The sequence below is a fragment of the Flavobacteriales bacterium genome (assembly GCA_020635855.1).
Classification (GTDB): domain Bacteria; phylum Bacteroidota; class Bacteroidia; order JACJYZ01; family JACJYZ01; genus JACJYZ01.
In genome coordinates this window covers 808,913-826,752 of record JACJYZ010000004.1, presented here as the reverse complement: position 1 = coordinate 826,752, position 17,840 = coordinate 808,913, and the positions used below count along the sequence as shown (strand labels likewise).

The 17,840-nt window shown below is 50.4% G+C and carries 13 protein-coding genes; 7 read left to right on the top strand and 6 right to left on the bottom strand.

The genetic code is table 11. From position 1 onward, the window contains the following. Window positions 1-3: 3 nt before the first annotated feature. The gene (locus H6585_15565) at window positions 4-879 is read right to left on the bottom strand and encodes a pantoate--beta-alanine ligase (protein MCB9449749.1); all 876 of its coding nucleotides are present in this window, start codon (window positions 877-879) and stop codon (window positions 4-6) included. 143 nt (window positions 880-1,022) lie between these two features. Between H6585_15565 and H6585_15560 the strand changes: the two genes are divergently transcribed. From H6585_15560 to glmS, 3 genes are read left to right on the top strand one after another with little or no spacing between them, the layout of a single operon-like run. Then, on the top strand, window positions 1,023-1,850 hold the full coding sequence (locus tag H6585_15560; protein ID MCB9449748.1) for a glycogen/starch synthase: 828 nt from the start codon (window positions 1,023-1,025) through the stop codon (window positions 1,848-1,850). Between the two features lies 1 nt (window position 1,851). Continuing rightward, window positions 1,852-3,231 carry a DUF4270 domain-containing protein gene (locus H6585_15555; protein MCB9449747.1) on the top strand — a complete coding sequence of 460 codons (1,380 nt, stop codon included), beginning with the start codon at window positions 1,852-1,854 and terminating at the stop codon, window positions 3,229-3,231. 3 nt (window positions 3,232-3,234) lie between these two features. Beyond that, window positions 3,235-5,076, top strand: coding sequence for a glutamine--fructose-6-phosphate transaminase (isomerizing) (gene glmS, locus H6585_15550; protein ID MCB9449746.1), 1,842 nt, complete (start codon window positions 3,235-3,237; stop codon window positions 5,074-5,076). Window positions 5,077-5,085: 9 nt separating this feature from the next. Here the strand turns inward: glmS and H6585_15545 are convergent, their stop codons facing one another. The 3 genes from H6585_15545 to H6585_15535 all read right to left on the bottom strand — a co-directional run bounded on the left by H6585_15545 (window position 5,086) and on the right by H6585_15535 (window position 6,964). After that, the gene (locus H6585_15545) at window positions 5,086-5,469 is read right to left on the bottom strand and encodes a hypothetical protein (GenBank protein MCB9449745.1); all 384 of its coding nucleotides are present in this window, start codon (window positions 5,467-5,469) and stop codon (window positions 5,086-5,088) included. Between the two features lie 78 nt (window positions 5,470-5,547). Continuing rightward, window positions 5,548-6,159, bottom strand: coding sequence for an outer membrane beta-barrel protein (locus H6585_15540; GenBank protein ID MCB9449744.1), 612 nt, complete (start codon window positions 6,157-6,159; stop codon window positions 5,548-5,550). A 184-nt stretch (window positions 6,160-6,343) separates the two neighbouring features. After that, window positions 6,344-6,964 carry a superoxide dismutase gene (locus tag H6585_15535; protein ID MCB9449743.1) on the bottom strand — a complete coding sequence of 207 codons (621 nt, stop codon included), beginning with the start codon at window positions 6,962-6,964 and terminating at the stop codon, window positions 6,344-6,346. Between the two features lie 255 nt (window positions 6,965-7,219). Between H6585_15535 and H6585_15530 the strand changes: the two genes are divergently transcribed. Both H6585_15530 and H6585_15525 read left to right on the top strand, forming a co-directional pair. Continuing rightward, entirely contained in the window at window positions 7,220-7,510 is a 291-nt protein-coding gene (locus tag H6585_15530; GenBank protein MCB9449742.1) for a hypothetical protein, read from the top strand. Window positions 7,511-7,639: 129 nt separating this feature from the next. After that, window positions 7,640-8,758, top strand: coding sequence for a hypothetical protein (locus H6585_15525; GenBank protein ID MCB9449741.1), 1,119 nt, complete (start codon window positions 7,640-7,642; stop codon window positions 8,756-8,758). 147 nt (window positions 8,759-8,905) lie between these two features. On the opposite strand, the gene H6585_15520 is transcribed toward H6585_15525, so the two are convergent. Then, complete coding sequence (locus H6585_15520) at window positions 8,906-11,746, bottom strand: insulinase family protein (GenBank protein MCB9449740.1); 2,841 nt, start codon at window positions 11,744-11,746, stop codon at window positions 8,906-8,908. A 149-nt stretch (window positions 11,747-11,895) separates the two neighbouring features. On the opposite strand from H6585_15520, the gene H6585_15515 reads away from it, so the two are divergent. Then, the gene (locus H6585_15515) at window positions 11,896-12,318 is read left to right on the top strand and encodes a BrxA/BrxB family bacilliredoxin (protein ID MCB9449739.1); all 423 of its coding nucleotides are present in this window, start codon (window positions 11,896-11,898) and stop codon (window positions 12,316-12,318) included. Here H6585_15515 and H6585_15510 read toward each other — a convergent pair whose 3' ends face one another. Continuing rightward, complete coding sequence (locus tag H6585_15510; protein ID MCB9449738.1) at window positions 12,319-15,804, bottom strand: hypothetical protein; 3,486 nt, start codon at window positions 15,802-15,804, stop codon at window positions 12,319-12,321. 214 nt (window positions 15,805-16,018) lie between these two features. Between H6585_15510 and H6585_15505 the strand changes: the two genes are divergently transcribed. Then, window positions 16,019-17,794: an ABC transporter substrate-binding protein gene (locus H6585_15505; protein MCB9449737.1), complete on the top strand. Its 1,776-nt coding sequence runs from the start codon at window positions 16,019-16,021 to the stop codon at window positions 17,792-17,794. The last annotated feature ends 46 nt before the right edge of the window (window positions 17,795-17,840 follow it).

Below are 17,840 nucleotides of genomic sequence, written 5' to 3'. Positions count from 1 at the left end.
ACATCAGGTGAGTGAAATGTTATCGATCAAACGTATATCACCCAGGTATGCAGCTAGACACCCTTGCGTGTGCCTGGCCTGCGACCAGCTGGATACCGGCCGAAGTGTATCGGCATCCACAATTTCAAAATACTGCAAACGAACGGGGCCGTCTTTCAACTGCCCTGATACATACATCTTCATTTCCTCCGGACTTTCGGCGGCCACCCGAGCAGGCAATGCGTGAAGAATTTCCGGGAGAACAGCGGCATCTTTTCTTTGCTCATCGGACAAGAGTCTGTTCCTGGAGCTTTTAGCCAGTCCGTCTGCATCCCTGATGGTATCTACCGGAACAATGGTAATAGGCAATTCCAGCTGCGACACCAGATGCTGTACGATCTTTAGCTGCTGGAAATCCTTCTTACCGAAATAGGCACGATCGGGACTTATCCACCTGAAGAATCTTTCCAACACCATAGCCACACCTTGAAAATGCCCGGGTCGAAAAGCCCCTTCCATATAAAGGTCCAATCCGCCCAGATCATATACCCGCTTTTCATCGGGTGCAGGCTCTGGATATACTTCATCAACCGAGGGAGAAAATACGCACCGGCACCCGGCATCCGAGAGCATGGCAAGGTCTTGTTCAAGGGTACGCGGATAAGTGGCCAGATCGTTGGAATTGTTGAACTGGGTGGGATTGACGAAGATGCTCACCAGAACCTCGTCATTTTCCTGCAACGCTTGCCTCACCAGGCTGACATGACCTTCGTGAAGGGCGCCCATGGTGGGTACGAAGCCAAGTGAAGCGCCTTTGGAACGAACCTCCGACACCCAATTTTTCAGGGTTGCGACTTCATGAATAAGATCGGCGCCAATTTTATGTTGATCTATTTGCATTCCAATACTTTAAGTAGTGAAGGCGGACCCGCAAAGCTAGTGGTTAATTTGAAATTTGCGCGGTTCTTTGTATCTTTGCGTACCCAAATTAGCTTCGCCACAGTCATTAGGCTGAAAACGAGAAAAGTAAAAATCCGTTATTTATGGAAAAAACCAAAGTACTATTCGTATCCCAGGAAATTTATCCATATCTCAAAGAAACTGAAATGAACAGTATCGCCCGGCACCTCCCGCAGGGCATACAGGAAAAAAATAAAGACATCCGGACTTTCATGCCACGGTTCGGGTGCATCAACGAGCGAAGACACCAGTTGCATGAAGTAATCCGCCTGAGCGGAATGAACCTGATCATCAATGATTCCGACCATCCCCTGATCATCAAGGTGGCATCGATTCAGGCAGCCCGCATGCAGGTGTACTTCATTGACAACGAAGATTACTTCCACCGCAAGTTTGTAACCGTTGACCAGAACAATAAGTTCTATGCCGATAATGATGAGCGCAGCATCTTTTTCTGTCGCGGCGTATTGGAAACCGTGAAGAAACTGGGTTGGGCGCCGGACATCATCCACTGCCACGGCTGGATGACAAGCTTCCTCCCACTCTTCCTTAAGAAAGCATTCAACGAAGATCCCCTGTTCGCTGATTCCAAAGTCGTATTCTCCGTTTACAACGATGGCTTCAAAGAAAAACTGGATAAGAAGGTTGCTGATAAGGTGTTGATTGAGAGCATTGAAAAGAAAGATGTGAAGCACCTGGCCACGCCCACTTATACCAATTTGATCAAAACCGCCGTTGACCATTCCGACGCTGTGATTTACGGCAGCCCAAAAGTGGATGCGGAAGTAGCATCCTATGTAAAATCTACCGGCAAACCTACGTTGGAATATAAGTCAAAGGAAGAATATGTTGACGCATACGATACCTTCTATGATGAGGTGGTTTTGGGGGAGCCGGCCTTAATGAATTGAAATGAAGCACAAGGGCCACGCCGGGTACATCCCGGGCATTTGGCGACAATCTGCCCTGTTTTCCCGTTTACTTTGTACCGCAGCAGTACTTGCTGCAGGCTTGCAGTCGTGTACTGAGCCTTCCCTCGCCGGACTCGAGATCCAGCCTCCCCAGGACCAGATCAACATGTTCGCAACAGATACGACCACCTTGGTGGCGTATACCACGCGGGAAGATTCTCTCCGGTCCGATGAAACATCACTGGCACTGTTGGGAAGCTATAACGAGCCTACATTCGGAGCAGCCAGCGCATCGTTTTACACACATGTTAGGCTGACTTCCACCAACGTGGATTTCGGACCCAACCCCGTGCTTGACTCCATCGTTCTTACGCTTGCCTACAACGGCTATTCATACGGAGATACCACCACGGCACAAACGGTAGAGGTATATGAAGTAACGGAAGATTTTTCATGGGATGATGATCATTATTCAAATCAGACCTTCCAAACCAATCCCACCCCGCTCGCAACCATCGGTTGGGAAGTAAAACCCACATCCCCTATCCTGGTTATTGACACAGCAGACAGCGACACAACCAGATTTACACCACGACTCCGGATTCACCTGGATCCGGCATTCGGTCAAAAGATCCTGAACGAATCCGGTGGTTCCAATCTAACGGACAACACCGCTTTCCTTTCATTCCTCAAGGGTCTTTATGTAAAAACCAACAACCCTGCGCAAGCCACCGGCGAGGGATCCATTGCAGCATTCAATCTGGTATCAACCACTTCCAACATAGGAATCTACTACCACAATGATGATGAAGACAGCCTGGTATATGCCCTGGTCATGGGTACATATGCTGCCCGAGTCAATCATTTCGAGCATGACTATACAGGTACGCCTATTGAAGCACATCTGAACGGCACAGCCACCGATACCCAGCTGGTTTACCTCAGTGCGCTCTCGGGGGTCAGCACACACATTGAAATTCCAAACATCGACGCCTGGAATGATCCACGACGTGCCATCAACAAAGCGGAAATCATCCTGAACATTGATCCGGGATCCGATGCCACCTATGAGCCGCCGGAGAAAATTCAACTGGTAGCCATTGATTCGGCCGGTCAGAGAAACTTTCTTACCGACGATATTTACAGCCAGAATGTGTACAATAGCAATCAATACTATGGAGGCACCCTGTCTGAGGATAAGAAATCTTACCACTTTTACATCACCCTTCATTTGCGAAAACTGCTTAGCGGGGAACTGGAGAATCACGGCATGCAACTGTTGGTTTCCGGAGGAACCGTAAGTGCCAACAGGGTGGTACTCCAAGGTGTCACAAGTCCAATTTCTCCCATGAAATTGGTCATTTCATATACTGAATTTTAGGATATGTGCGGAATTGTTGGATACATCGGAAACAGGGATGCTTACCCCATCCTGATGAAAGGACTGCAACGCCTGGAGTACAGGGGTTATGACAGTGCAGGAATTGCCTTGATGGGTGAGAATGACCTGCGTCTTTACAAATGCAAGGGAAAAGTAACCGACCTGGCAGCAGCCACCGAAAATACTGATATCAGCGGTACGATCGGGATCGGTCATACCCGCTGGGCAACGCATGGCGTACCCAACGACCTGAATGCACATCCCCACTACAGCCATTCAATGGAACTGGCCATCATCCACAATGGCATCATTGAGAACTATTCACCCCTTAAAAAGGAGTTGGAGAAAAGAGGATACGTCTTCCGCAGTGAAACCGACACCGAAGTATTGGTGAACCTGATCGAGGAGATTCAGAAAAACGAGAAAAGTGATCTCTTCGAAGCCGTTCGTATCGCACTGAATGAAGTGATCGGGGCATATGCCATCGTTATTCTTTCCAAGAAAACACCCAATCAACTGATCGTTGCCAAGAAAGGAAGTCCGCTGGTGATTGGGATTGGAAAAGATGAATTTTTCATCGCATCCGATGCCACGCCTATCGTGGAATACACCAAAAACGTGGTTTACCTGGAGGACAATGAGATCGCACTGATCGAACGCGGAAAGGACCTTGTTCTGAAAAACATTCAGAACGAGTCCAAAACCCCTTACATCCAGGAACTGGAATTGCAGCTTGAAATGCTGGAAAAAGGTGGTTATGATCATTTCATGCTCAAGGAAATCTATGAGCAACCCATGTCGATCCGTGATAGCCTCAGAGGTCGTGTCAGTGCATCACAAGGGATTGTTGCCCTGGGCGGAATCAAAGATTATGAGCAGAAAATGGCCAATGCCCAGCGTATCATTATCGTAGCTTGTGGTACATCCTGGCATGCCGGGTTGGTCGGAGAGTACCTTTTTGAAGACCTCGCACGCATCCCCGTGGAAGTTGAATATGCCTCCGAATTTCGCTACCGGAATCCGGTGATCAATGAAACCGACGTGGTGATTGCCATCTCACAATCGGGAGAAACGGCAGATACACTGGCTGCCATTGAACTTGCCAAATCCAAAGGGGCAACCATTATTGGTATATGCAACGTGGTCGGGGCATCCATACCCAGGGCCAGCCATGCCGGATCATATACCCACGCCGGGCCTGAGATCGGGGTTGCTTCCACCAAAGCATTCACCACGCAGATCACCGTACTGACATTGATGGCGCTTTCGCTGGGCCACAAGCGGGGCACTTTGTCCGAATCCAAATACCGTCAGATCCTGCATGCCATTGAAATGATACCCGAGAAGGTAGAGAAGGTATTGGAGACGAACGAACAGGTAAAATATATTTCAAGTATCTACAAGGATGTGCGGAACTTCCTGTACCTCGGTCGCGGATATACCTTCCCCGTTGCATTGGAAGGGGCACTCAAATTAAAGGAGATCTCATACATTCATGCCGAGGGATACCCCGCCGCGGAAATGAAACACGGACCGATCGCCTTGATCGACGAGGAAATGCCCGTGGTGGTATTGGCCACCAAGAAAGGTAACTATGAAAAGGTGGTAAGCAACATCCAGGAAGTAAAGGCACGTCGTGGTAAGATCATCGCAATCGTAACCGAAGGAGACGTAACGGTGAAAGAGCTTGCCGATCACGTCATTGAGATTCCGGAAACAGAAGAAACGCTTGTGCCTCTCATCTCGGTAATTCCCCTGCAACTGTTGGCATATCACATCGCTGTGATGCGTGGTTGCAACGTTGATCAGCCGCGGAACCTGGCAAAGTCCGTTACGGTAGAATAGCTCTGTCGGCTACTTCGATTTCTCGAAAAGGTACCTGGTATAATCACGGTCCATCGCACGCACGGGTGCAACGGAAATCATCCGCCACCCCAGTGATTGGATGTAGCTGAGAAAATCCACTTCATTCCGGAGCACAAGTTTTTTACCCTGGTAATTGTTGACCTGAATGGTGCCTTCTTCACCGTTCTCCAGAATACCCGAAAGGCTGTTCGGAAATTGATCGCCGAGGTTCACCTCCAACCGATCCACCATGCCCTGGCTTTTGATGCGGTATTCCACCTTCAGGATCAGGTATTCTTTGGCTCGGGTTGAGTCGGCACTTGTTCCTGCATGAACCATTCCGCCGGCAAGGCACGCAGCCATGCAAATAAGCAATGCGATTTTCCTGTACATCGTAATTTGGGTTGGGTGGTGCCAAAATAAGAAAAAGGGACCGATGGGTCCCTTTTTAAATGTAATGATCAGGAGTAGTTAGAACTTACCGCTCAAACCCACCTGAAACACCGCTTTGGCCAAACCTGTTTCTGCATAAATGCCGATGTTATCGGTAAAATAATACCTGGCACCAAAAGTGGTCTCAAAACCGAACGGAATATATGTTTTCAGTGTGGAACTGTTGTCATAATTGGGATCATTGTCGGTATAACTTGTCTTACCCGTACGGTAACCCAACCCTGCGCCCCAGTAGGGATCAAATTTATCGTTGCTGCCGAAGTGAACGTTGATACGTGCAAGGGCACTAACGTTATACCACTTCAGGGTTTGCCTGTAAAAAGTTCCTGCGCTGGGTACGAAAACGGATGTATCGGTATAGGAAACACTGGCGGATACATAAGCCAGATTCACACCGACACCAACCTTATCACTGACGGCATACTCAAATTTGGCAAACGCCGGACCCGTCCCCTTAAAGCTGAATTGGCTATAGGTATCCTCATATGTTTTGAATATGGCACGGATAAAGTTCCCGAAACCATAGCCCACCTGAACGGAACTATGGCCCATTTCAAAAGATTGTGCGAATGCGCCCGATACAAGCGTGGTCATTGCCAACACCAACAACATACGACGTAATGTCTTCATAGGATCAGAATTAAAGGTTTGCTCGCAAATATAGGTCTAAGTGATTTCTGAATTGATAAATATTTCCTGTTAAGACGTTTTTCCGTTCCTGTTACACCTGAATTCCGTTCATCAAGTCCTGCCCAACCAAAAAAAAGCGGGGCCTTATTTCCAAAGACCCCGCTTTCCTTTACTTTATGTTGCTTTATGCAGATGCCAGTTGCTTGGCAGCTACCAATCGCTGTGAAACAGCTTCCCAATTGATCACATTCCAGAATGCACCGATATAATCAGGGCGGCGGTTCTGGTAATGCAAATAGTAGGCATGTTCCCAAACATCAAGACCCAGGATGGGTGTTCCCTTCACCTCGGCGATGTCCATCAGCGGGTTGTCCTGGTTGGGGGTTGAACTGACCACCAGCTTTCCGTTCGAAAGCACCAGCCAGGCCCATCCCGATCCGAAACGGGTGGCAGCAGCGTTTGAAAACTGTTCCTTGAAGGCATCGAATGAACCGAATGCGCCGTTGATCTCAGCAGCCAGTTCACCTCCGGGTTGACCTCCCGCATTGGGTGCCATCACTTCCCAGAACAAACAGTGATTGTAATAGCCACCACCATTGTTACGCACAGCCATGCTGTGGGATGATATGTTGGCCAGGATCTCCTCAATGGTTTTACCTTCAAGGGGCGAGCCAGCAATGGCGTTGTTGAGGTTGGTTGTGTATCCTTGATGATGCTTGCCATGATGGATTTCCATGGTGCGGGCATCAATGTGTGGTTCCAGTGCATCTAAAGCATAAGGGAGTGCCGGTAGTGTAAAAGCCATAACGAGCCGATTTAATGTTGAACAAAATGACAAGTGCATCCGCACCTGTACGCGTTGAGGGAACGAACTTACAATTTTCCCTTCGAAAATGTCAAACCCTGCAACCCTCATCTGCCTATTTGTCCTGTATGTGAACAAGGCCGGATGCCCGTAACTGCCTGAAAAAAAGCACGCAAAATTTTGATACATGTCAAAATTGGCTACATTTGTGCTGGATTGATACACATTATTCATTCTAAACAAACAGGTGATACCATGAAAAAGTACTACTTAATGCTCATGTCTGCTGCTATCTTCGGCTTCATGGCTTGCGGAGACGGCGGACACGAAGGTTCTGAAGGTGGCGAAGGCGCCCAAGAAGAACAACATGACGAATCATCAGCTGTAGACCAAGCTGGTGACATGATGAACAACGAAGAAAACGCTCAGGCTACTGATGCTACAGAAGAACAAGCTGCTCCTGCAGAAAATGCTTCTGAAAATGCTGGCATGGAAGAGTCTGAAGGCGATGGCATGGATGCTTCTGGTGAATCAACAGAAGGCTAAGCCAACCTCAACCTCACTTATAATTGCTTGCAAAGGGCCATCCTACGATGGCCCTTTCTTTTTACCTTCCCTCCCAACCTTGCACAACCCGCAAGTATCTGTATTTTTACGAGCCTAAAGCAAGTTGACATGGCCATCGATATAAAAGTGGTGCAATCCGCCGCTGACATCAAGCAATTCTGTGACCTTCCTTTTGAGCTGTACAGAGGCAACAAATTTTGGGTGCCCCCGGTGAAGGCCGATGAACGGAAAGCCCTCGACCCGAAACTCAATCCCGCATTCGGCTTTTGTGATGCCAAGTTTTTTCTGGCTTTCCGCAATGGCAAATGCGTTGGGCGTACGGGTGCCATCATCAACAAAGCTTACAACGAAAAAACGGGGAAACGATACGGTCGCATCAACCGCATCGAGTTCATTGACGATACCGAAGTGAGCAAAGCCCTGCTCGATGCCTGCTTCAATTGGTTCAGGGAAGAAAACATGGAACTCGTGCATGGCCCCCTCGGCTTTACCAACCTGGACACACAAGGACTATTGATTGAAGGTTTCGACCACCTGCCGTCCATCGCATCGGTTTACCACTTGCCTTACTATCAGCAACATTTTGATCAGTATGGCTTTGAGAAAGAGAACGACTGGGTGGAATTCCGTCTCACCCTGAGTGAAATTGCCGTGAAGAAAGGTCTGCGTGGCGGAGAAATAGTAAAGAAAAGATACGGCTTTGAAGTGGTGAATTTCTCCACACGTGCCGAACTGGAAGCATACGGCGACCGCATCTTCGAAGTGTTCAACGATGCCTTTCAGTTCCTGCCTTATGTGAATGCACTCAATGCTGATATGATTCAGCTGTACAAAGACAAATACTTCAAGGTGCTGAACCCACGCTTCATCAAAGTGGTGAAGAAAGGTGATGAGGTGGTGGGGTTCTTCGTGGGGCTTCCATCCCTTTCGGAAGCCATGCAGAAAGCCGGTGGTAAATTGTTCCCGTTCGGTTTCACATACGTGTTGAAGGCCCTGAAAAAACCGAAGGTGATTGACATGCTGCTGACCGGTGTAAAACAAGAGTACCAGTCGGCAGGCGTAGCCGTAATCCTCATCGGGGAACTGCAGAATGAGATGCTCAAAGCCGGCATCAACACCATGGAAACCACCGGCATCTTCGAATCCAACGGCAACGTGATTTCCAACTGGAAGAACTACGATCATATCCAACACAAGCGACGTCGTTGCTATGTGAAACCCCTATAGTTTTCCTTACCACAAACCTTTGTGCCCCGGTAAAACACCATGCTAACTTTGGCATCACACGGTCTTCCTGACTGAACCATAAAGCATAAAGAAAAAGGGCTGTCCGTCGGTTGACGAACAGCCCTTTTGTATGGACCCGTATTCGGGTTATTGTGTAACGGGTTTACCGTCGATATCAACTTCCACTACCTCGTAACCCAGTTGCTTCAGGCCTTCAAGGTTGCTCTTCTTATCTCCAACCACAACAATCACCATGTTCTGGTAAGGCAGATGCTTCTTGGCCAGGGCATCGATTTCCGGTTTGGTGATCTTGGCCAGGATGTCGGTCTGCTGCTGAACAAAGTTGGCCTGCAAATTATACTCCAGCATCTTGCGCAGGAAATTGGCTTTCTGCCCAGGCGTTTCGTAGTTGCGTGCATCGCTTTGGCCAATCGACATCTTGGTGAACTGGAGTTCTTCCGGCGTAATACCATTGTCCGCATAATTGGAGATCTCCTTCATGAACTCCTTCACGGAAGCGGCGGTTGCATCACCACGAACGCCGGCAGATGCCGTGAACGGTCCGATATAGCGGGAGCCTCCGAAATAGCCCCTTGCACCGTAAGTATATCCTTTGTCTTCCCTGAGGTTGAGGTTAATGCGGCTGTTGAACGCCACACCCAACGGATATGTCATGATAAAGGAACGGTAACGTTCTCCTGTGGCATCATACGGCATGGCAAGGTAGCCGATGCGAATTTCCGATTGAGGTGCATCCTGCTTATCCACCAGGTAAATCCTGGTTTTATCGATTGAAGCAATGACGCTTTCCTTGGGTAAGCTGGTTCCCTTGGGCTGCATGTCCCGGAGGAACTTCAGCTGTGACAAAATCGCTTCGCGGTCGATGTCACCTACCACCACAGCCATGGCATGTTCGGGAGCAATTGACTTGTTGTAGAAAGCCTTCACGTCATCCAGGGTAATGGACTCCACGGAAGCTTCTGTTCCGGAAGCGGGAATAGACATGATGCCGTTCTGGTAAAGCAGTTTGTCGTATACATCGTTGGCAATGCGAACCGCACTGGTTCCACGGCTTTTGATGTTTTCCAGGGCCTGCTTCTTCTCACGATCAAAATCGCCTTGATCAAACTTCGGATGGAACAGCATGTCATTGGCCAGTTCCAATACTTCGTTGAGGTTTTTCTTCAGGGCTGAGATATTAACCGTGATGTACTCATCATCGCTGCTGATGCGGATGGAGCTACCCAGCATGTCCAGTTTATCCGAGATTTCTTCTGCAGAGTGAGAAGTAGTACCCTCAGACATCATGGTGGCCAGCATGTTTGAAATACCTGCTTTTTCAGGCGATTCCGAACGATGTCCGGCGGGAATGGAAAGTTGAAGGGAAACAACAGGAATCTCGTTGTTGTCGGTTCCGATCACCCGCATGCCGTTCTCAAATTGTTCAGTCCAGTAGTTGGGAACTTTCACCACCGGATTAGGGCCGGGAGAAGGGCGTTTGCTGCGGTCAAAATTGTCTTTGCCTTTATGATACTCGAGCTTGGCGTACTCCGCGGAATGATCTTTTGCATTGCCACTTGTAGGACGCTGGAAGTTATCCTCACCCGCACGCAATTCCTTTTGTCCTTCAAGGACAACACTGAGGATCACACATGATTTACCTTTGATGTATTCGTTATACACACGCATCACATCTTCCTTGGTCACCTTCTTATAGCGTTCCAGGTCTTTGGCGATGTAGTTAGGGTTACCGGTGAAGGTCTGGTAGGATGCCAGTTGCGATGCCTTTCCGCTTACGCTTGCAAGACCATTGATCACCTGGGATTCATGGCTGGCCACAAATTTCTGAATGTCCTCATCGGTAACGCCTCTTTTTTCGAATTCGGCAAGGGAGGTACGTGCCAGCGCCTCCATGTCTTTTAGGGAAGTACCGGGGAATGGAGAAACCACCACATCAAACTGACCCGACAACTCGGAGCAGGGGTGGCTCACACTGGCAAAGCGTGCCTTCTGGGACTTCACGAAATTCTGGTAGAAAATAGAATTCTTGCCGCCACCAATGATATCAGACAGCACATCCAGCGGTGCTTCATCAGGATGGTAGTTGGGCACGGTAGGGAACGCCATGTAAAGCAAAGGGAACCTCACCTTGTCTTCATAGGAAATGTAGCGGTCCTTATCAACCGTTACCTTCGGCTTTTCAGGATTTTTAACTTCCGGACCGGAAGGGATGGGACCAAAGTATTTTTCCACCAGCTTCACCACATTCTTTGTATCCACATCACCGGCAACGGTAAGGGTGGCATTGTTCGGACCGTACCAGCGCAGGAAGAATTTCTTCAGGTCATCCAGGTTGGCGCGATTGAGGTCTTCGATGTATCCGATGGTTGTCCATGAATACCCGTGTCCGTAAGGGTAGAGGGCCTCACCCAGTTTCTCGGACACCAGCCCGTAGGGCCGGTTGTCATAGTTCTGCCCACGCTCGTTCTTCACAGTAGCGCGTTGAACTTCAAACTTCTCCTGGGTGACTGCATCCAGGAAATAACCCATGCGATCGGCTTCCAACCACAACATGATCTCCAGTTGATTGCTGGGTACGGTTTCAAAATAGTTGGTACGGTCGGTGTTCGTTGTACCATTGAGGGTACCACCGGCTTCGGTCACAATCTTGAAATGTTCCTCATCGGCCACGTTATCGGATCCCTGGAACATCATGTGTTCAAAGAAGTGTGCGAATCCTGACTTGCCAATGTCTTCACGTGAAGAACCCACATGATAGGTCACATCCACATGAACCACCGGGTCAGAGTGATCTTCATGCACCAGCAGGGTTAAGCCGTTTGGCAGTTTGTACTTGGAATAAGGGATGACGATTTCGTCTCCCTTCTTGTCCACTTTTTCCAGCAATTTGGTCGACGGGGCCTGGGCGAATCCTACCAGTCCGGCGAGCATAAATGCCGACAGCGAAAACAGGGTTTTGTGTTTCATAAAATGTTTACTTGATAAAATAAAAATGCGATATGCTTGATTGACGGAATGCCATCCGGCCACTCTTTCGGGGAGGTTAAAGATAGCGTTCGGCCGACTAACAGACAAGATTTTCGTAATTTCGTTGCAAAACCAATAAAAAAACAATCATGTATCCGGATGAACTGGTTGCGCCCATGCGCAAAGACCTTACAGATGTTGGATTTAACGAACTCACCACTGCCGCCGAAGTGGACCAGGTATTGTCTTCGAAAGAAGGTACGGTACTGGTGGTTGTTAACTCGGTATGCGGGTGTGCGGCAGGAATGGCACGTCCGGGCGTGAAGATGGCGCTGAATGCGTCGGATGCGCGTCCCCAGAAGCTCACCACGGTGTTTGCCGGACAGGATACCGAAGCCACGGCCCAGGCCAGAAAATACATGCTGCCTTACCCTCCCTCTTCTCCAAGCATGGCGCTCTTCAAGAATGGCGAACTGGTTCATTTCATCGAACGCCACCACATTGAAGGCCGCTCTGCCGATATGATTGCGGAGAACCTGAAAATGGCATTTGAGGAATACTGCAACGACTGATCAGAAGAAGGCACGGATCTGTGCCGATCCGGTATGAATCGACCGGAGGCCGTCGGGCTTCCGGCCGCTGTACTGAAGATCCAGTTGCATGTTGTGAGAGAGGCTGCGCTGCCATCCCACCACCCATGTGAAGTTATCTCCCGACCGGAGTCCGCCGAGCATTTCAAATCCCAGCGGGGTGTTCTGAACACCGTTGTAGTCAAGTGAAATATAGGCCAGCCGGCAGGTTAAACTTCCCTGCCTGGCGGATTGAACGGTCCATTCCAGGCTGCCCTCATTTCTTACGGCCACTTCTCCGCCCGACTCCGCTTCATTCTTTTTGTTGCCATGAATGTATGTACCTGTGAGGCGCTGGCTGAGAGAAGGCTGCCATGCAAGCTGGCTTTCCGCTTCCCGGCTGTTCACGGCAAAGTTCCGGTTTTTGAAATATTCGGAGCTGCTGGTTTTCATGGCATCACGTAATTCCAGGCGTGCGGTCACCTGCTTGCTTGTTGTCCATCGGGATGCCAGGGTGTTTCCACGGTTACGGGTCCACTCCGGACCGTTGATCAGCAAAGACTTGTTATAACTATCCAACCAGTGCCATTCCAGTCCGACCTTGCCGCTGCGGTTCCACGACAATGAATTGCGCACGCCTGCCGATACCGTCACAAGGTCGGGGTCTTCCGTCCCGTAATCAAACGGGTTCTGTAATGATTTGTCGCCCGTCTTTCGCTGCAAACGGTACGACATCTGGTCAGCAAACCTGTCCACCTGCCTCCGAAGCTTGGATACTTCCTGCTTCTGGCGTGCGCCGGGTTGCACCAGCAGCGACTGGCTCAGCTGCTGGGAATACACTTTCACATATTCATTGGTGGGCGTATACACCCTGATGTAACGGGCCTGATCAGGGAAAGCAGCCACATCGAACTCATCCAGTTCTTTCACGCCGTTGCCGTTGTAGTCGGTCCACCCGTAGTACCCCTGGCCTGCCGGCACCTCCAGGTAAATAAACTCCTTCCTCACTTCCAGGCCCGACCCGTATTCCAGGAAGGTGGTGGATCTAACCACGCCTTTCCATACCTGAAACCTGTCGCTGACCCTGAACACCACGGTGCGGTCGGGTTTAATTTGGGTAAGTGAGGTGTCGGTGACCGTCAGTGTACGCAGTGCGATGCTGGAAGTGAGGCTGTGCCAACGGGAAGGCGACCAGGTGGTTTCGGCCCCTGTTTGCGCTGCATCGAATGCCCGGTTCAGGGTAGTGCCAAGGGGAAGGTAATCGGTTCTTCTGCCGTAAAAAATGCGGTAGCCAAGTTTCACGGTATCGGGATTGGAAATGTAAGTTTCCCAGGCCCTCCATTTCTGTGCGCCCGGCAGCAGCGAGTCTCCGCCTGACGTTCGCCATGTGTTCTGCTCTCCTTCGACCTTACCACCTGTTTTGAACCATTTCCACCTGCGTTCCAGCAATGCGTTGTACCGAAAGAACTGCGATGTCTTGCTGTCCGACCGGCTGTTCAGGTAGGATGTTTGTCCGCTTGCCAGCCACCGTCCGAACAACAGACGCGTAGCCGCTTCCTGACGCACACCGGCATATCCTTCATCCGCCAGAAGGCCCTGTCCGTTGTATGCTACAAAACCCTGTTGGCGGTTGTACACGCGCCACTGAATGCCACCCAGGTGAAGTTGCTTGTTTTCCTGCCCCGAGGCCAGGTTCCAGTTGCGCACGAACTCCACATCCCTGAAACGTTCGATCGGCTGGAAATGCGGATGCTGGTATTCATAGGCAATGCCTTCTTCCATGCGCCAGCGGGCACTGTCGGAACCTGCTGATTTGTGCCGCAGTGTGGCGCGAACCGCCATCCCCTGGTCATCCGATTTGTCTTTAGACGAAAACAGGTTCAGGTCCTGATCGCTCCAGGCCAGGTCTACACCCGCGTTCCATCGGTTGTTTAGTGCGCCATTCCATCCGGCCACCGCCATGCGCTTGGATTTGGGTGAGACAAGGGTAACCACCGGTTCGTAATCTCCCTGGGACACGCCGCTCACAGGCATCACCCATTCGAACACGCGGCCGTTGGCTGCGCTTTTTACCTGCCGGTAATTTCCCTTTCCCTCACCCACAAAAGAAAAGCTCAGCCGGTAGAGTGCCGCGGCGGGGTCAATGGAATACACGTACACGTTGGTAAACCCGGCCGAATCGATGCGGGCATAGCGCACTTCGGTATCACTGAATCCTACGGAATCGGTTTTGGGAACAACCGCTGAAGCGAGGTCATCACCTGCATCGGCCAGGATCTTTTTTTCGGCGGCGCTCAGTTCCTGTTGAAGGGGTTGATTGCGGGCGTCCTGTTCCTGGTAGAAGTGCAGAAAAGTTCCCGACTTCTTCCCCTGCCAGTTGGCACCGGCCGTAAGCAGGGACCGGGCATAGTTCCTGTCGGAGTACTGGAACTCGAACACCAGCCGGGTGTCTTTGGTCACCATGTGTTTGGCGGTGAATGTCACCTCGGCCAGGTTGTAGTTGATGACGTAGTCGTTTTCCTGTCCTCTTTGCAGCAGCTGGCCGTCCCAATAGATGCGTTCGGTGCCGGCGAGCACCGTGATGTAGAGTTCGTTCTCGGCGCCCTTCAACCGGTATGGACCCTGGTTGCCTTCCTGCCCTTGCACGGTTTGCCTGGCGAATTTTCCTTTTGAAACGGATGCGCTTGCGGTAATGGTCACCTGCTGGCTATCCGGACGGATGATAAGACCCGTATATCCCAGTCCCTGGTTTCTCTTCTGATATTTCAACCAGTAGTTATCGGGCGACTGCAGGTTGAAGTCACCGGCGATGAGTTTGCTTCCCTGTCCTTCGAGTTCGATGTACACCTGGTCGAAGTCCTGCAACGTAGCGGTGTTCCCATCCGGTTGAATGGGAATGTTGTCATCACTGAGGGCCGCACGCACATTCAGTTTGTCGGATACCTTACCTGACATCTGGAGGTCCATGCTGGATTGCAGGGTGAGGTCCTGGTTGTTTCCGAACATGATCCCCCTGCTGATGCTGCCTGATTTGGACAGGGATGAAAGTCCGAAAAGATCTGCGTCGGGGTTTGACGGCGAGGTGTACCTGAACGGATCGGACACTTCCTTTCCGGCAGCCTGGATCATTCCGGCATCCTTATGCCTGGTTTCTTCCTGCAGCATAAAGGGCAAAGCGGTGAAGTGCACGTCTACCGAATCCGTGCGGTATCTGGCGCGGATGTCGGATGAACGGCACAGGATCCATCCGGGTCCGGGCATCACCCGGAACAGGGAGGTATCAACCTGAACGCCGGCGGGTGTGGTTAATGCAACCGACGAAGGCAACAGGCTTAGGGTATCCGGTTGAAGGGTATCGCCAGCCAGGCTCATCCGGCGCACCATCCGGGGTGAAGTTCTTTCCGCTTGCGCATAGGCTGCATGGTATCCGGTGACGGTTACGAACAACGCCAGTGCAAGTCGATGGTTTATAGAAGCAGGGATGCGCATTCCTTCGCTAAGATAACGGTATTACACCCATTCCATTTTCGGGCAGACCTTTGCACCGACCAACTCCAAATCAATCGTTGTGCGGGCTGCTTGATCCGGCGTGCGATCCGGGAGAGATTGCCCCCCTGTTCCGGACCTATTGCCAATATGTTTATATTTTTATATTTGTACCATTGATATGTATCCTTTCTATAGACCCCAACACCATTTCAATATGAGAAAATTTGCAATCCTTTTTTCAGTCACGGTAGCGGTCCTCGCAGGCTGTAAAGGTGGATCCAGCGGGCCCGAACAGCAATCCGCGAAAGGCGGGGTCAAGTATGGCGGCGTGTTCCGCATCAATGAAGAAGAGGATTTCCGCAACCTGTTTCCGCTGAAGGTGAACGAGATCGTATCTCAGCGCATTGCAAACCAGGTGTACGAGGGTCTGATCGATTTCAACCAGAAAGACCTGAGCCTTGTACCCGGACTTGCGGAGAGCTGGACGGTGAATGATTCGGCAACAGTGTTCACATTCAAACTTCGCCATGGGGTTTACTTTCAAGACGATGCATGTTTTCCGGATGGCAAAGGCCGGGAGATGAAAGCTGAAGATGTCAAATACTGTTTCACCCGCCTGTGCACATCCGATCCGATGAATGCCGGTTTCTGGGTATTTCGCGACAGGGTGGTGGGTGCCAATGAATATTACCAGTCAACCGTTGAAGGAAAACCACTGGCTGATGGTGTGAAGGGTGTGAAGGTGATGGACGATTATACCCTGGAGGTAGACCTGCTGCATCCGTACTCCAGCTTCCTGAATATACTGGCGATGCCTTTCACCTGGGTGTTCCCCAAAGAGGCTTTCGAGAAATACGGTGTTGAGATGCGCGTGAAATGCGTCGGTACCGGTCCGTTCAAGGTGAAGGAAGTGAAAGACGGGGAAACAGTGATTCTGTCAAAAAATGAAAACTACTGGGGAGTTGACAAGTTCGGCAACAAGCTGCCTTACCTGGATGCCATTCAGTTCACTTTCGTGAAAGAAAAGAAATCTGAATTCCTGGAATTCAAAAAACAGAACCTGGACATGGTGTTCCGTTTGCCGGTGGAAATGATTGACGACATCCTTGACGAACTGGAAAACGCCAAAGGCAACCTTGCCTATGACCTGCAGATCACACCTGCCATGAGCAATCAGTATTATGGCTTCCTGCAAACCGACAAAGTGTTCAGCGATGTGCGTGTGCGCAAAGCTTTCAACTATGCCATTGACCGCAAAAAGATCATCAACTACACCCTGCGCGGTGAAGGCATCCCGGGCAACCATGGCTTCGTTCCGCCTTCTTTCCGGAGAACCTCCGGTGACTTCAAGGGGTACGATGCCGAAGCTGTGAAAGGATATGACTATAACCCGGATGAAGCCAAACGCCTGTTGGCTGATGCAGGTTATCCGAACGGAAAAGGATTCCCGAGGGTAACCCTCCAACTGAACAGCGGTGGTGCACGCAACATCCAGGTAGCAGAGGTCATCCAGAACATGCTGAGTGAGAACCTGGGCATCAGCGTTGAGATGAACGTGATGCCGTTTGCCCAACACCTGGAAAACGTGGAGTCTGCCAAAACCACATTCTGGCGCGGCGGATGGGTCTCCGACTACCCGGATCCCGACAGCTTCCTGAACCTGTTCTACGGCGCACACGTGCCTGCTTCACTTGAGGAAAAATCCTACATCAATACCTTCCGCTTCAAAAACGCTGCGTATGACAGCCTGTTTGCAGCAGCCATGAGCGAAACGAATGAGGTCAAACGCTTCGACCTTTATCGCCAGTGCGACCAGATGGTGATGGACAATGCGGTTGTGATGATGATCTATTATGATGAAAACTACAGGCTGTTGCAACATTATGTGCGCAACTTCCCCATCAACCCGATAGAATACCGCAAATTCAACGAAGTGTACTTCGACAAATCTGCGGAAGGCGCAAACCAGGCCGCAGCTGAAAAGAAATAATTTATACCGGGAAAATATAAAAGGCCGCCTCGAAAGAAGCGGCCTT

Coding starts and splice junctions, on each gene's coding strand:
- H6585_15565 (MCB9449749.1), bottom strand. CDS start 879: ATGCAAATAGATCAACATAAAATTGGCGCCGATCTTATTCATGAAGTC.
- H6585_15560 (MCB9449748.1), top strand. CDS start 1,023: ATGGAAAAAACCAAAGTACTATTCGTATCCCAGGAAATTTATCCATAT.
- H6585_15555 (MCB9449747.1), top strand. CDS start 1,852: ATGAAGCACAAGGGCCACGCCGGGTACATCCCGGGCATTTGGCGACAA.
- glmS (MCB9449746.1), top strand. CDS start 3,235: ATGTGCGGAATTGTTGGATACATCGGAAACAGGGATGCTTACCCCATC.
- H6585_15545 (MCB9449745.1), bottom strand. CDS start 5,469: ATGTACAGGAAAATCGCATTGCTTATTTGCATGGCTGCGTGCCTTGCC.
- H6585_15540 (MCB9449744.1), bottom strand. CDS start 6,159: ATGAAGACATTACGTCGTATGTTGTTGGTGTTGGCAATGACCACGCTT.
- H6585_15535 (MCB9449743.1), bottom strand. CDS start 6,964: ATGGCTTTTACACTACCGGCACTCCCTTATGCTTTAGATGCACTGGAA.
- H6585_15530 (MCB9449742.1), top strand. CDS start 7,220: ATGAAAAAGTACTACTTAATGCTCATGTCTGCTGCTATCTTCGGCTTC.
- H6585_15525 (MCB9449741.1), top strand. CDS start 7,640: ATGGCCATCGATATAAAAGTGGTGCAATCCGCCGCTGACATCAAGCAA.
- H6585_15520 (MCB9449740.1), bottom strand. CDS start 11,746: ATGAAACACAAAACCCTGTTTTCGCTGTCGGCATTTATGCTCGCCGGA.
- H6585_15515 (MCB9449739.1), top strand. CDS start 11,896: ATGTATCCGGATGAACTGGTTGCGCCCATGCGCAAAGACCTTACAGAT.
- H6585_15510 (MCB9449738.1), bottom strand. CDS start 15,804: ATGCGCATCCCTGCTTCTATAAACCATCGACTTGCACTGGCGTTGTTC.
- H6585_15505 (MCB9449737.1), top strand. CDS start 16,019: ATGAGAAAATTTGCAATCCTTTTTTCAGTCACGGTAGCGGTCCTCGCA.